This window comes from Ralstonia sp. 25C (assembly GCF_051904805.1).
Taxonomy (GTDB): domain Bacteria; phylum Pseudomonadota; class Gammaproteobacteria; order Burkholderiales; family Burkholderiaceae; genus Ralstonia.
Genome location: NZ_CP196738.1, coordinates 83341 through 98523, shown reverse-complemented (window position 1 = coordinate 98523; position 15183 = coordinate 83341). Strand labels below are relative to the sequence as shown.

The 15183-nt window shown below is 62.9% G+C and carries 12 protein-coding genes; 7 read left to right on the top strand and 5 right to left on the bottom strand.

The window, feature by feature from the left end:
- Window positions 1-200 precede the first annotated feature (200 nt).
- From galE to ACS7SF_RS18985, 3 genes are all read left to right on the top strand, one after another.
- Complete coding sequence (galE, locus tag ACS7SF_RS18995; RefSeq protein WP_366171201.1) at window positions 201-1226, top strand: UDP-glucose 4-epimerase GalE; 1026 nt, start codon at window positions 201-203, stop codon at window positions 1224-1226.
- Between the two features lie 43 nt (window positions 1227-1269).
- Window positions 1270-2688: a PAS domain-containing protein gene (locus tag ACS7SF_RS18990; RefSeq protein ID WP_439893703.1), complete on the top strand. Its 1419-nt coding sequence runs from the start codon at window positions 1270-1272 to the stop codon at window positions 2686-2688.
- Between the two features lie 156 nt (window positions 2689-2844).
- The gene (locus ACS7SF_RS18985) at window positions 2845-4386 is read left to right on the top strand and encodes a methyl-accepting chemotaxis protein (RefSeq protein ID WP_439893702.1); all 1542 of its coding nucleotides are present in this window, start codon (window positions 2845-2847) and stop codon (window positions 4384-4386) included.
- A 106-nt stretch (window positions 4387-4492) separates the two neighbouring features.
- Here ACS7SF_RS18985 and ACS7SF_RS18980 read toward each other — a convergent pair whose 3' ends face one another.
- The 5 genes from ACS7SF_RS18980 to ACS7SF_RS18960 all read right to left on the bottom strand — a co-directional run bounded on the left by ACS7SF_RS18980 (window position 4493) and on the right by ACS7SF_RS18960 (window position 12247).
- The gene (locus ACS7SF_RS18980; RefSeq protein ID WP_439893701.1) at window positions 4493-4801 is read right to left on the bottom strand and encodes an H-NS histone family protein; all 309 of its coding nucleotides are present in this window, start codon (window positions 4799-4801) and stop codon (window positions 4493-4495) included.
- A gap of 399 nt (window positions 4802-5200) precedes the next feature.
- The gene (locus ACS7SF_RS18975) at window positions 5201-7288 is read right to left on the bottom strand and encodes a putative bifunctional diguanylate cyclase/phosphodiesterase (RefSeq protein ID WP_439893700.1); all 2088 of its coding nucleotides are present in this window, start codon (window positions 7286-7288) and stop codon (window positions 5201-5203) included.
- Between the two features lie 271 nt (window positions 7289-7559).
- Window positions 7560-8819: a helix-turn-helix transcriptional regulator gene (locus ACS7SF_RS18970; protein WP_439893699.1), complete on the bottom strand. Its 1260-nt coding sequence runs from the start codon at window positions 8817-8819 to the stop codon at window positions 7560-7562.
- Between the two features lie 125 nt (window positions 8820-8944).
- Entirely contained in the window at window positions 8945-10618 is a 1674-nt protein-coding gene (locus ACS7SF_RS18965; protein ID WP_439893698.1) for a ShlB/FhaC/HecB family hemolysin secretion/activation protein, read from the bottom strand.
- 276 nt (window positions 10619-10894) lie between these two features.
- Window positions 10895-12247 carry a collagen-like triple helix repeat-containing protein gene (locus ACS7SF_RS18960; RefSeq protein WP_439893697.1) on the bottom strand — a complete coding sequence of 451 codons (1353 nt, stop codon included), beginning with the start codon at window positions 12245-12247 and terminating at the stop codon, window positions 10895-10897.
- A gap of 492 nt (window positions 12248-12739) precedes the next feature.
- On the opposite strand from ACS7SF_RS18960, the gene ACS7SF_RS18955 reads away from it, so the two are divergent.
- From ACS7SF_RS18955 to ACS7SF_RS18940, 4 genes are all read left to right on the top strand, one after another.
- Entirely contained in the window at window positions 12740-13825 is a 1086-nt protein-coding gene (locus ACS7SF_RS18955; RefSeq protein WP_439893696.1) for a collagen-like triple helix repeat-containing protein, read from the top strand.
- Window positions 13826-14183: 358 nt separating this feature from the next.
- Window positions 14184-14363: a Flp family type IVb pilin gene (locus tag ACS7SF_RS18950; protein ID WP_439893695.1), complete on the top strand. Its 180-nt coding sequence runs from the start codon at window positions 14184-14186 to the stop codon at window positions 14361-14363.
- 59 nt (window positions 14364-14422) lie between these two features.
- Window positions 14423-14602 (top strand): Flp family type IVb pilin, encoded by a 180-nt coding sequence (locus tag ACS7SF_RS18945; protein ID WP_439893694.1) that lies wholly within the window; start codon window positions 14423-14425, stop codon window positions 14600-14602.
- Window positions 14603-14606: 4 nt separating this feature from the next.
- Entirely contained in the window at window positions 14607-15125 is a 519-nt protein-coding gene (locus ACS7SF_RS18940) for an A24 family peptidase (RefSeq protein WP_439893693.1), read from the top strand.
- The last annotated feature ends 58 nt before the right edge of the window (window positions 15126-15183 follow it).

Here is a 15183-nt window from a genome sequence, read left to right as displayed (position 1 = left end):
TCAACGGGTTGCCAGCACAGACACCGTTTCGGCGCGCCGTTTTTTCCGCACGTTTTTGCGGCAAATCGCCCGCAAATCCATGCGGTGCTTTGTTATGATCGCGCTGTTTCATCGCGCCGGTGGCTTTGGTGCGGTGCAACGCGATGCCGCGCTCGAACCGGCACGACAGAACTCTCTTCCTCCTCGATACCTCGCACCCAATGACCGAAACCATTCTGCTGACCGGCGCTACCGGCTATATCGCCTCGCACACCTGGGTTGAACTGCTGGATGCGGGCTATCAGGTGATCGGCCTGGACAACCTCTGCAACAGCAGCTCGACCGTGCTGTCGCGCATCGAGCAGATCACCGCCAAGACGCCGAAGTTCGTGCAGGGCGATGTGCGTGACCGCCGCCTGCTCGACGATCTGTTTGCCAGCACGCGCATCTCGGCCGTTATCCACTTTGCGGCGCTCAAGTCGGTGGGTGAATCGGTGCAGAAGCCGCTGGCTTACTACGACAACAACATGGGCGGGCTGGTGACGCTGTGCGCCGCCATGGCGCATGCGAATGTGCGCCAGCTGGTGTTCAGTTCGTCGGCCACGGTGTACGGCAATCCGCATACGGTGCCGATTACCGAATCGTTTCCGCTGTCCGCCACCAACCCGTACGGCCAGACCAAGGTGATGGGCGAACAGGTGCTGCGCGACCTGGAGATTTCCAACGCCGCCTGGCAGATCGCCTATCTGCGCTATTTCAACCCGGTGGGCGCGCACCACAGCGGGCTGATCGGCGAAGATCCGCGCGGCATTCCCAACAACCTGATGCCGTACGTGGCGCAGGTGGCCGTGGGCAAGCGCGAGAAGCTGTCCGTCTACGGCGGCGACTGGCCCACGCCAGACGGCACCGGCGTGCGCGACTACATCCACGTGGTGGACCTGGCGCGCGGGCACTTGTCGGCGCTGGATGCACTGCGTCGCGATGGCCGTGGCTTTACCGTCAACCTGGGCACAGGCCGCGGCTATTCGGTGCTGGAAGTGGTGGAGGCCTACAAACGCGCCAGCGGCCGCCCGATTCCGTATCAGATCGTCGATCGCCGTCCGGGCGATATTGCCGCCTGCTATGCCGACCCGGCCCTCGCTGCGACGCTGCTGGGCTGGCGCGCACAGTACGGCATCGAACGTATGTGCGAAGACTCCTGGCGCTGGCAAAGCATGAACCCCGAGGGTTTTCAGACGCGCGGCTGATGCATTGGTTTTCTGACGCATCCGATACCGGAGACCTCCTGCAGTGAACGTGGCGTTCGTCGATCAGCTTGATCACTTGGTTAGTGCACTGGTTGGCGCGCTGCTGCCATTGATCGTGGCATGCGGCGCGGGCAACTTGTTGCTGCGTTTGCTGGACAGTCTGCGCAGTGCGACGGCGATGCGCTCACGCTTGCCGCTGGTCATGACAGCGCTGTTCTCGGCGATTGCGTTGTGGACGGTGCCGTTGCTGCCGTTGATCGGGCACTGGCCGCTGCAAGAAGACACGGCACCCTATGTGATGGCGCTAGCCGCGTTTGCCTGGAGCTTGGCCGTGGCGGCGCTGTGGTGCGTGCTGGGTGGCCGCTCGGGGACGGCGCGCGCGGTGGTGTTGGGCGTACTGCTCAGTGTGAGCGGCCCGGTGACGGTGCTGTTGCTCGCAGGTGTGGCGCGCTTTGAGTCGATCGCACTGCAGGATGCCGGGCTGCTCGGCATTGTCATAGTGCTGTCGGCCATCGCCTGTGCTGCTGCGTTGCAGTTTGCCTTCCCGGCGCGTTCGGGCGCATCGGGTGTGGCGGCGCGTCGCCCGGTCGTCAGCCTGTTTGTGAGCGTGCTGTTCGGCATTGGGCTGGCGGTCGGCGCCGTGTACGCCGCGTCATTGGCCAACATTGCGCCAGCTTCCACGCAGAGCGCGCCGGCTTGGCTGCAAGGGCTCGTGGTATTGGGTGCGGTTGCTTCCGTGCTAGCCGGTTACCTGCTCGGCTATCGGGATCGCGCGGCGGGCGATGCTGCCACTGCCGTCACCGCACGTGAAATCCGCCGTCGCAAAGAAACCATGCAGGCGCTCAACGACCTGGAGCAAAGCTACCGCCAGCGTGAGGCTGAGCTGTCGGCGCGCCATCAGTTGTTGCTGGACGGCGCCGATGTGGGCTTGTGGGAGTTCGATCTCGTGACGCGCAGTGCGCAGTTTTCCACGCGCTTTGCCGCCATGCTGGGTTACTCACTCAAGGAGATCGGGCCGAGCACCAGCGAATATTTGCGTCTGGTGCACCCTGATGATCTGCCGATGGTGCTCAACCGCATTCAGGCCCATGTGGATGGCAGCGCGCCAGCCTACACGGCGCAGTTCCGCATGCGGCACAAGGACGGCAGCTACCGTCAGATGGTGGCGCACGGCGCGGCGTCGCGCGACGCCGGTGGTCGTGCGGTGCGCATGGCGGGCTCGCATGTCGAGCTCGTCGTCGAAAAGACCGAAAAGGCAGAAAAGACCGCTGCGGTGGACGTTGCCTCATCAAAAGTCGCCATGGCTTCTGCCGCGCCTGAGATCGTCCGACGCCAGGGGGTGTGGGAATCGTGGTCGCCGCTGGAGCACGAGCAACAACCCACGCCAACGCGTGTTGTGACAGAACCGGCGCCCGCCGCCGACGCGGCACTGCCCAGCATCAATCCCCACGCCTTGCGTTAAAGCTGCCAAGGCTGTCAATCGCGCGCTGGAGGCCGTCAGCCCACGGCGCATTCAAGTTTCTTTTCCCTCTGCCCGATAGCCCATATAGAGCGCGTGCAATCGCGCCGGGGAGCACCGCGCACGACGCGGACACAAAAACGCATGGAGGGAAGGAAGATGAATCGACTGACGCTTCGACAGAAGCTGTGGCTGCCGCTCGTCCTGAGCTGGACATGTCTGCTGGTGATCGCGTTGTGGAGCGCATGGAGCGCGCGCACGGTGCGCATGGAGGAGCGGCAGCGCGATCTCCAGAACGTCAGCGCAACGGCATTCAGCGTGATCAAGGAGTACGCCCAACTCGCGCAGGAGGGCAAGATGTCGGTGGACGAAGCCAAGGCACAAGCCATGGCCCGCCTCAAGGACATGCGCTACGGCACCGACGGCTACTTCTCGCTGTCGCACAGCGACACGGTGTCGGTGATGCACCCGTTCAAGCCGGAGATGGTCGGCAAGAACATGTCGGCCGTCACCGACCCTGCCGGCACGCACCTGTTCGCGGATATTGCGCGCACGGCCAAGGCCGGCGGCGGGTTCGTGCGCTATCTCTGGCCGAAGCCCGGCAGCGACAAGGCTGAACCCAAACTGACCTACGTGGCCTATTACGAGCCGTGGGATTGGTCCATGACCACCGGCCTGTATATCGACGACGTTGAGGCAGCGTTCCACGCATCGCTGGTCCAGGCGCTCGGGTTGCTGGTCGGGGTGGGGCTGCTGATGACGCTGGTGGTGGTCACGGTCACGCGTGGTGTTCAGCGCCAGTTGGGTGGTGAGCCGGCTTACGCGGCGGATATTGCCACCCGCATCGCCAAGGGCGATCTCGCCATGCACGTGCAGACGCGCGCAGGCGATCAAGACAGCATGCTCTACGCCATGGCGCAGATGCAGCGCGAGCTGACGGGCACGATCACCCATATCAAGACGTCGGCCGATTCCATTGCCAGTGCAACCAAGCAGATCGCGGCAGGCAATGCCGACTTGTCGCAGCGTACGGAGCAGCAGGCCAGCTCGCTGGAGGAAACCGCCTCCAGCATGGAAGAGTTGACCAGCATCGTGAAGCAAAACGCCGACAACGCGCGTCAGGCCAGCACGCTGGCGGTGAACGCGTCCGACATTGCGGTCAAGGGCGGCGAGGTGGTGGGCCGTGTGGTCGAGACCATGTCGGGCATCAATGAAAGCAGCAAGAAGATTGCCGACATCATCGGCGTGATCGAGGGCATCGCGTTTCAGACCAACATCCTGGCGCTCAATGCCGCCGTGGAAGCAGCACGTGCAGGCGAGCAGGGCCGAGGCTTTGCCGTGGTGGCCGGCGAAGTGCGCAGCCTTGCACAGCGCTCGGCCGGTGCGGCCAAGGAGATCAAGGAGCTGATTGGCGATTCGGTGGGTCGCGTGCAAAACGGTTCGGCGCTGGTGCAGGAAGCCGGCGCCGTGATCGAGGAAGTGGTGACCGCCGTCAAACGTGTGACGGACATCATGGGCGAGATTTCGGCCGCGTCGGATGAGCAAAGCTCGGGCATCGAACAAGTCAACCAGGCCGTCAATCAGATGGACGAGGTGACGCAACAGAATGCGGCGTTGGTCGAACAAGCCGCAGCGGCGGCGCTGTCATTGGAAGAGCAGGCGCAAATCCTGCGCACAGCGGTGGGGCGCTTCCACGTATAACCGCGCGTACGCCCAAAATGCACAAGGCCGGCAAATATGCCGGCCTTGTTCTTTGTGGTTTCCGGACGCCTCTATGTGCCGTCTCGGAGGTGCAACTTGCTGGAGTTCAGGCGACCAGAAAATCTTCCACCTTGCGGCCCGCCGACAACTCCTTGACCAACCAGCCCGGACGCTTGCCACGGCCCGTCCAGGTATTGCCGTTGTTGTCGCGATAACGCACGGGCACCTTGCGGCCAACCTTTTTCGAAACCACGCCGGCCTTGCTGCCAAAACCGAGGTCATCGGCGGTCAGACCGTATTCCACGATCTTCTGCTTGATTTCGGCGATCACGGCTGCCTGTTCATTCGCCCGGAGTTCATCAGCCTGGCGCTGCAGTTCAGAGATCTTCTGAACAATTTCCTTGTAAGTCGACATTATGGATTCCTCAATTTTTGCCATTGAAACATGGGCACGCTCCCCGTAGCCCACGGCATTATAACGACTTTCATGTGAGCTATGAATTCCGTTAAGACCTAATGTTTACAGTTGCATTCCAAGTGAGGTGCGTGGAGCCAAAACCGTGATGGCGCTTGGCTTTGCGGCGAATGGAGATTCGTGAACAGGTGAAGATTTTTCAGTCTTTGATGCATTGTTGAGACAATGAAGACAAACTGCTGCGCCTGCACAATTCGTACACAATTTTCTTATGTGATTGCCTCATTGCTCCAGCAATGCGAGCGGGTGGCACTGTAATGTTTTCAAGCGCTGAGTTGAAAGGTTGGCGAAAGGTTTTACGCCATGCATCAAAATGGCGCATTTTTTGTACCAATGCCGTCAGGCGGCCTGTAAATTCATCCAGTCTTGAAATGCTTGGGCGGGTAGCGGGCGCGCCAGCAGATAGCCTTGCACCTGATCGCAATGCAGATTGATCAGGGCTTGCATTTGCGCCTCGGTTTCCACGCCTTCTGCTACGACCGTCATTTCCAATGAGTGCGCCATTGCGCAGATGGCGCGGATGATGGCGGCGGCTTCGGGCGGATTGTCGTCGAGCGCGCTGACAAATGCCCGATCGATTTTGATCTGCTGGGCGCGGAAGCGCTGCAGATAGCTGAGGCTGGAGTAACCGGTACCGAAATCGTCGATGGCAACTTCAAAACCGAGCGATTGAATCTGCCGGATGGCGGCAATGCTCTGGCTGGCATCGCGCATGGCGGCGGTTTCCGTAATCTCGAACATCAGACGGTGCGCTGACACGTGATATCGGTGCAGGATCTGCGAGAGCCGCTGCACGAGGTCCGGCTGCTGAAACTGACGTGGCGAGAGATTCACGGCGATGCGCTGCGGGGCCATGCCGGCGGCATCCCAGTGCATGATCTGGCGGCAGACTTCTTCTACCACCCAATCGCCCAATTCAACGATGGTGCCGGTGCGCTCGGCCAGCGGGATGAACTCGGCCGGCGACACTGGCCCGAGTTCCGGGTGATTCCAGCGCAGCAGTGCCTCGGCGCCAATCATGGCCCGCGTGCGGGTGTCGAACTTGGGCTGGTAGTACACCGACAGCTGCCCGTTGAGCGCCGCGTGCGAGAGCGAACGTTGAATCTGCAGCACACGGTGCGCGGTGGTGTTCAGGCGCGGTTCGAAAAAGCGGTAGGCGTTGCCGGTGGACTGCTTGCAATCGAACATGGCGGCGTCGGCGTGTTCGAGCAGCGTGTCAGCGGTCGCGCCGTTGTGCGGATGGATCGCCACGCCGATGCTGGCCGTGGCGCGCACGCGGCGGCCGTCAATTTCGACGGATTCCCGCAGCCGGAACAGCAGCTTGTCGCCGATGGTGGCGGCCGCCTCCGGCAGCGCAAGGCCCTCGACCAGGATGCCGAACTCATCGCCACCGAGGCGGGCGACGGTATCTTCCCCGCGCACGGTTTGGCGCAGTCGCTCGGCGATGATCTGCAGGACGCGGTCACCCGCGTTGTGTCCGTGCTGCTCGTTGATCTGCGCGAAGTTGTCCAGGTCCAGATAGAACAGCGCGAAAGGGCGCCCGCGTCGCGTGGCGGAAACGATGGCGCTGTCGAGCGCCTGGCGCAGCTGCAGGCGGTTCGGCAGACCGGTGAGCGCGTCGTGATGCTGCGGAACCTGCGGCTGGCTCGCCACGCGCGCCAGCGATGCGGCCAGGTGTGCCTGCGTGGAATCGACGCGGGTTTCCAGCATGATCAGCACAGCGTGCAAGCCCAGCGCGAGCAGTACGCCACCTGCGCTCAGCATGATGGTCGGGACGACATGTGCGGTTGGCTCGTTGGCCGACCAGGTTGTTATCGACGGCCAGATCATCAGCGAGAAGACCGCAGAAGTTGCCAGTACCGCCGCGGCGCGTGCGCGCAGGCCAACGGCCTCGCGGCGCTGTGCCGGCGGGGCATGGAATGCCATCGATATGGCCAGGCAGGCACCCGCGGCCAGTACAAGCGTGCTGCCGCCGTAGCAGAGCAGCGTGCGCTGCAGCGTGAGCGTTGCGTCGTGAGTCCACGGACGTGCCAGTTGAAGCTCCAGCACCAGCAGGCCGATGCCGAGCGCTGCCGCGCCGATGGCGATGCCGCGACGTTGCAGTGGTTGGCTTGGTGTGCTGAACGTCGCATCCGGCAACACCACGGTGAACGTGGCGACCGAAGCCGCTAGCGCGGTCATGAGGCTACCCAGCAAGGGCACCCCCAGTGATACGCCAACCTGGCGATGCAGGCCGACCTGGACAAGCCAGAGCCCAGACCACAAGCCAATCCCAAGGATGGCGGCGCAGGCAATGCGCCAGTTGCGGCGTTTTGCGACCGTCGAGCCCCCCGGCAGACGTGTCGCGGCGTCTAGTGCGGCAAACGTGGTCAAGCCTGTGCTTACCCACGCAAACAGCAGCAGCGCAATATGGAAATCGTTATGCATGCGAGCGCATTCGGCGCGGCCCCCCGATTAGACCGACGCCTGTCTGTGTTTTGCGGCGAGGATAGCGCAATTGCCTGGTGTTTCAGGCAGCGAAAAAGCGACCTTGTTGTGCGCTATTCACAGAATGCGTCGGGATAAACCGTCGGAGTTGCATTGCATCAAGCCTGCGTGACGGCTCCGCGCCTATCCAAATGCATCGGCAAGAAACGCCGGAACGTGACCCGGGTATACGTGAGTGGTAGGCGCAGGGGATTGCGCCTAGCCCGACGTTTTAGGCGTGCAGCCGGCCGCGGCGGCGCGAAGCTGGGGTGGCTGCGCCGGCGCGCTCCAGATCGACGCTAGGCAGCAGGTGCAGCAGGCGCACCAGCTCAGACTGGCGGTGTGTGCCGGTCTTGCGGAGGATGTCGCGGATATGCACCCGCACGGTATGCAGCGAGAGGAATTCGCGCTCGGCAATTTCCTGCAGGGTTTCGCCGGCAGCCAGGCGGGCGGCGACGATGCATTCCTTATTGGTGAGCCCGAACAGCGAGGCCAGCACGCCAGCATCCATCACCGAGCGGGTTTCGGAATTGCCCACCAGCACCAACGCCAGCGGCGACGCCCAGCCCGAGCGCATGGCGTCGGAAGGTGCCAGCGGCGTGGCGATAAAGGGCACTGGGCGGCCATCGCGTGCCAGATACATCCAAGAGCCCGCTGCGCCTTGCACGCCCAGGGAGCCCGCAGCCGTTTCAATCAGCGCGCGCAATGCACTGTCGTGTGTATGGTCGCCGGAATGCAATTTGCCGCCATCCAGCGACAAACGGTCGTCTTCTGCAGCCATCGTGCGTGCCCAGGCGTTCGCGTATTTCACGCGCATGGTGCGTTCGATGACCATGACGCCAAAGTCGAGCGTATCCAGCCCCGCCATGCCGAGCGCGGCAAGTTCGTTCAGCTCCTGATTGCGCTGTTGCATGCGCGCGGCCCGCTGCAGATGCGGCAACACGCGTTGCAGGCGCTGTTCGCGCTCAATGGCGCTGACTTCGGATGCGCCGTCGCGCGTACGCAGGCGCATCGTGACCCGCAGGTCGGGCGTGTCGACCAAGGTCATGGCGTCGGCGGGGGCGTTGTCTGAGTCGTCCACGGGCTGCGCACCCAGGATTTGCGGGTCTTGGCAGAAGGCGTTGCATTGGCCCGGTTGCGGGCATTGCGCGCACCAGCCCGACGACACGCCTTGGCGTGGCGTCTCAGTGTGTTTGTCCCAAACAAAATAATGTGCGCTTTCGGCCCCGGCGTAGATCGATAACAGGGCCAGAGCGATCGGCATCTGCGCAGGTTCAAGCACCGCTTCGTAGATGGTATCGACGAGGCGGTGGAACTCTGCGTCATCTGATAGACGTTGCAGCATGATGGCCCCCGGTGCGTATTGCGATGGCTGGAGGCTGGGCCCCTCGCCAACGTTGTGTAGCGGCGTGACGCCGCTGTCGCTGTATTGATTGTTGTTGTTCTGCGCGACTTCTGTAGTAATCGGCAACTCTTTGGAGAAACTTAACATTCCGCTTGCGATGCTCCCAAATTCCGGCGGTGCTGTATCCCCCCCTCGAGAGGGGAGTATGGCCGACTTTCAGCGCTGAAAATATAAAAAATATACAAAATAGCTTAACGTGTTCAGTGCTTGTCCTAGTTGAACTGGTAGGTGTAGGCGGCGTTGAAGCGCAGCGCACGCGAGCTGCTGTTGATGGGCTTGTCGCCCACCGGCCGCGCGATGGCCAAGTCCAGCGTGTAGTACTTCCGATCTGAAAAGCGCACGCCCAGCGCAATTGAGCCAAGCTGGTCGTGCACCAGTGTGCCCGCATTTGAATACACCTTGGCCGTGTCGTACAGCACGTAGGGCTGCACGGTCTTCAGATAGTCCATCGATACCGTAAAGGCGCGGTTGAGTTCGACCGACGCGCCCCAGCCTCGATCGCCCGCCACTTCGCCAGCCGGGTAGGCGAGACCGAAGAAACGCCCACCAAAGCTGATCTGCTCGGACGACGGCAGCACCGCGCCACTGTACTGCGCAGCACCCGAGACCACCACGCCAAAACCGAAGGGCAGGTCGTGCGCTTCGCTGGCGGTCAGGCGTGTACGAAGGAAGCCCAGATCGACATTGTTGTTGACCGACTTGCTTGCACCCAGGCCGCTGATGCCTTGATACAGGCCCAGAGAGGCGCGGCGCGTCTCGCCGGGTTTCACTTCGGTATACAGCGCCTCGGCGCCGGCCACGCGCACCTTGGCGTCAAGCTCGGTTTGCGGGATGGCGGTGTTCTGCGGCGAATAGCGCTGCGTATCGTCGTTGCCGTAGAACGTGCCGGTGAGCGTGAGGCTGCGCGTGTTCGACAGCAGCACTGGATAGCTGAGCGACAGGCCCAGTCGCTGTGTATCGGTCAGATAGCGCGACTGGTAGCCCAGCTGCTCGAGCGGGAGGTTTTCGGGCATGCCGCGATAGTGCGACCACGAGAGCTTGGCCAGCAGCCCATCGGTGCCAATCGGCTGCGCCCACGTGGCGGAGTAGAACGTTTCGTGGTCAGACCCGCGCGGCTGCAGCGTCGACACGGTGATCTGCTCGCCAAACGGCGTCACGCTGTTGAGCGTGCCCGTGATGACGGCGCGCACGCCGGGCTTGCGGTATTCGATGCCCGTGCCGATGGTGTACGGCTGGCGCTTGACGTTGAGCACAAGTTCACTCGCGCCATCGGTGGTGGTGGGCGGCTGCACGGTCGCGGTGATCTGCACACCGGGCTGCTGCGCGAGCACGCCGGTCACACGCTCGAAGGTCTCGCGGCGCAAAGGCTTTTCATCCATCAAGCGTTGCGAGATTTCGCGCAGGCGGCCCTCCAGCGGCCCCGGCGTGCCCTCGACGCGCATGCGCGCCACATGGCCTTCCACCACCGTCACGCGTACCACGCCGCCTTCAAACGTCTGTGCGGGCACGAAGGCGAACGACAGCGGATACCCGCGATCGGCATACAGCTTGGTCACATCATTGGCCGCCTGCAGCAGTTGCGCGACGGTGATGTCATGCCCGGCCAGCGGCGCAAAGTACGCGGCGATCTCGGCAAACGGCAGCGTCTTCACGCCTTCGATCTGGAACTTGGTGGGCGTGAGGTGCGTGGCGAGCAGGTTTTCCAGCGCCGGATTCGGCCGCTGAACTTCCACCTGAATCTTCTGCTGGGGCGGACGGGACGTATCGACCTTGGGCAGTGTATCGATCGGGTTGCCTTGGGTAGGGCTGCTTTGCGCCCAGCCGGGTGCCGGGTGGGCCAGGGCAACGCCCGTGGCCAGGGCCAACCGCAGGGTGGTGGTCCGCACGCCTGTCTCCTCCGTGATGGGGTGTTCGTTTGTCGTGAAGCAAAGCCGCGCATTGATCGCCGCGCGCTGCATCAAACGATAACCGCGAGACATGGTGCTTTACAACAAATCACATAGAGACAACGTTCACGCAGCGCAACGGCCCATGGGTAGATACCGATGGCACGTCGTCCCGCGCAGGTTTGCCCAGTACGTAGGTCGCTTTGCGGGGCGTGGGTGCGTGTTTAAAACAAGCGGCGGACCGGCTTGGCTTGAAGCGGGTCCGCCGTCTGTCAATCAGTGGTGCGTTGTGCCACCAAGTACGCCGCCCACCGTGCCGAGCACCCCGCCGACCACTCCAGTCACCGGTGCCAGCGGTGTGGTGCTGCCTGTCGATGTCACGCTCGTACCGACGGTGCTGACGACAGCGCCGACCGGCGCGGTGACTGCGCTGATCGGGCTGCTGCCGCCCGTGGCGCCGCCAAGACCGCCGAGCGCACCGGTGATCGGAGCCAGGGGATTGCCACCGCTGGCCGCGCCGCCGAGGCCACCCAATACGCTGGTAATCGGTGCCAGCGGACTGCCGCCGCCAGTTGTGCCACCCAGCCCCCCGAGCGCGCCCGTGATTGGCGACAGCGGGTTGGAGCCGCCCGTCGCGCCACCCAAGCCGCCGAGGCCACCCAACAAACCAGTGATGGGCGCAAGCGGATTGCTCGGCGATGACGTGGGCGAATACGCCACGCCGCCCAGCGTACCAACGGTATTGCCGACCGCGGTGACAACGCCGCCCAGGCCGCTGACCACTGGCGCATGCGTGTTGGTGAGCGTGGTGCCGCCATTGGCCACGGCGCCGCCCAAGGTACCCAGCAGCGTATTGCTCGGCGAGCCCACGCCGGTGGTGGCACCTGCGGTTTGCGTGGCATTCGTGAGCTGCGATGTGAGCGGCACGATGGCCGTACTCAACTGTTGCGTGAGTTGTTCCACCGGGCCAGTCGACAGCGCCGTGCCCAGCGTACCGCCACCATTCGCCACCGCCTGACCAACCTGCGTGACCACACCGGCCAGCGGCGTTGTCACCGGGGACAGCGGCGCCAGCGGGCCAGTCCCAAGGTTGTTGACCAGCGTGCCAGCACTGGTGACGGTGTTGCCTGCACCCGTCACGACGTTACCGAGGCTCGATACCGTCGTGCCGACCGGGTTGGTGCTGTTGGGAATGTTGCCCACCCCGCTCTGCACGCCGGTGCCCAGCGCGGACACGGTCGTGCCGAGGTTGTCGACCACACCGCCCAGACCGCTTTGCACGCCGCTGAGTTGCGATGGCAGCGGGGCGGTCTTGATGGTCGAGCCCAGACCACTGATGGTCGAACCAGTGGTGGTGACCACATTGCCAGCGCTGTTCAATACAGCGCCGGTCGGTGTCAGCGCTGCAGGCGAAGGAGCGGGAGAGGGCGACGGCGACGGTGAGGGAGAAGGCGAGGGAGACGGAGACGGGCTCGGCGTGGAGCCACCGCCCGTGTTGTTGTTCGAGCCGCCCCCGCCGTTTGAACCGCCCAGCGAGCTACCCAGATCCCCCGAGCCCGAACTGGCGCAACCGCCCAGCACCAGCAAGCTTGCCATGGTGGCGGCCAGGCACTTGATGTTCTTGTTCATGGTTGTTCTCCCGTTTTAAAAGTCCGCTTTTTCGAAGCTGGAAAGTGGTCCCAATGTCGATTTGGGTCAGCGGACTCTGCAAACGGTGTGCCATGGCAAGATTATTTCGCCATGCGTAACGGCTTATATTGTTTCGGTGGTTTTCATGCGGAAATGCGGTCTGAATTATGAAATTCTCATAAAGATCGGATTTTCTTACCCCACCAAAGTCGGGGTGAAACGTTTGCGCATTCGGGATTATGTCGGGCGCAATATGTTCCGTGTCACGTTACACCGTAACGTCCGGAACACGGATTTTCGGGTCGTAACAGGCGTTTTCCTGGGCTGGGTTATCCCGTAGAGACACCTGTAAACCCTCGTCAGAATGCGGTTTCCTAAAAATTGAGTGGTGGTTCTAACGTCATTGGCATAGCAATTGCAGAAATAGGCCCGCTGTCCGCATTGCCGAGCTCAGACATCAGGAACACAACCATTCCAAGAAGGGGACGGACCATGACTCACACTCGACACGCCATCCGCGTTGCGCCGTTGGCCTGCGCTGTTGCCGCACTGCTGCTTGCGGCTTGTTCTTCGGGAGGCTCCGGTTCTGGCAGCGACTCGCCAGGCCCGAACCCGAATGATCTGACTGGCGTGACGCCGGTCGGCAAGGTCGCCAACGGCACCGGCAATACGGTGGTGGCGACGGGCCAGGCAGTCAGCAGCCTGGGCACCACGCTGCAAAACGCCAATATTCCTGGCCTGTCCGACCAGGCCAAGGCTGGGCTGGGTGGCACGGTCTCTAACACCGGCCAAGCCATTAGCGACCTAGGTCTGGGCGTGCAGAACGGCGTGGGCAAGATGGGACAGAACCCGAATCCGATCGGCACCACCGTCGCGAGCACCGGCAATGTCGTGACCGACGTGGGGCACGCTACGGTGAGCGCAGGCTCGCTCGTTCAGGGTCTGGGGCAAGGCTCCGGCGCACCGCTGGCTCCCATTACGCAACCAGTGGGCGGTGGTGTGCAGCAGGTCGGCCAGGCGCTGATTGGCGGCGGCACGTTGCTGGGTAGCGCGCTGTCCTCCGGCGCCGTGCAGCAGGTTACGCAACAGGCCAGCTCGGCCATCGTGCCGGTCACCACGCAAGTCACCAACGGCACGCAAATGGCCGGGGATTCCACTGGCCTGGGTGGGCAGGGGAACACGCTGTTGGGCGCGGTGGGCAACGGCGTGGCGGGCGTTGGCGCCACCATTACCGGGACGGGGGCACCCGTGGTGTCCACTTTGGGCCCCGTCGTGACATCGGTGGGGACAACCATAGCGCTGGCAGGTGGCGTTGGCACGGCCGGCGGCTCCAGCGGCAGTAATCCGCTGGGCGGTTTGCTGGGCGGAGTAGGTGGCGCGGGCGGTAGTGGCAATCCGCTGGGCTCCGTGACTGGCTTGCTGGGTGGCCTGGGTGGGGCAACAGGCGGTTCCAACCCGCTGGCCCCTGTTACCAGCGCGCTCGGCGGCGTGAGCGGCGCAACCGGCGGAACTTCGGGCAGCAATCCCTTGGCCCCTGTAACGAACTTGCTGGGCGGCGTAGGCAGCCTGGCGCACTGAGCAGTACCTGTCTGTGCTCTTGAAGGTGCGCGGGCGCGTTCCCGTCGCTCGCGCATCCTTTTTTTGACCTGGACAGAGAATGGGGAGCGTTCAGACCAACTCAGCATGCATGGATTACCCGCCCATATAATGGGTCTAGTCTCCTAATCATTAAGGGATTTCCATGAGATTTGAGAGGGCTGACTGCATCTTTAATAGAAATAAATAGAGGTATTATTCTAATTCAATACAAGTACCTCACTTGAGTTATTTCCCGTTTCGGGCTGCACACCTATAAAAGCGTTACGGGGTGTTACGTGACATGCGTGACACCCCGGTAACGCCATAAAGCAAAAGTGGTTTGGGTGAGGGAGCGGGCATGAAAACGATCATCACGCGTTTTTTGCGCGAAGAGGACGGGGCGACCGCCATTGAATACGGCCTGATTGCGGGGCTGATCGCGGCGGCGATCATCGTCAACATCGGCAGCATCGGCACGCAGCTTCAAGCCATCTTCAATTTCGTCAATACCCAACTCGCCACGGCCAAAACGTCGTGAGCGAGCGAAGACCTATACCAACAACACCCTCCGGGGGTCAGTGCACACAGGAGAGCATCATGAAACAAGCCATTCTGAAGTTTGTTCGTGACGAACGGGGCGCCACTGCCATCGAGTACGGGCTGATTGCTGGGCTGATCGCGGCGGGCATCATCGCTACCGTCGGCCAGATTGGCACGCAACTCGGCAAGATCTTCTCGTACATCCAGACGCAGTTGCTGACCGCCAAGACGTCGTAACGGCGTGACTCAGCTTGCGGACATCGCAGGCTGGGCGGCGGTCGCAACCTTCGCGGTTCTTGCCATCTGGTTTGATTTGCGCGCCCGGCGGGTGCCGAACCGGCTCGTCCTGGCGGGCCTGGTGCTGGCGGTTGCGCTGATGGGGCTGGGGCCCGTTCAGGCCCTGGCGCTGGATTGGCGTGATGCGCTGCTGGGTGGCGCAATCGGGTTTGCCGTGTATCTGCCGCTGTATGCGCTGCGGTGGATGGGGGCGGGCGACGTCAAGTTCTTTGCTGTCGCAGGCCTGCTGTGCGGCTGGCATGGGCTGCTGCCGGTGTGGTTGGTCGGCAGCCTGCTGGCTGGCATGCACGGGCTGCTCATTGTGGTGGCGCGGCGCATGGATGCGGCAAGCCCGGCAGCGTGGTTGCTGATGCGCGCGTGCCCGGCCTTGGTCCGATGGGATGCCGCACAGGCGGGCCAGCGCGGTATTCCCTACGCGGCATACATGGCGATTGGGCTGTTGGCCCTGCCATGGCTGCACTAACGGGCAGAAGGGGCAGAACCCACCCAGCAAGGAAAACGGTGGCTGAGACGGCACTGGA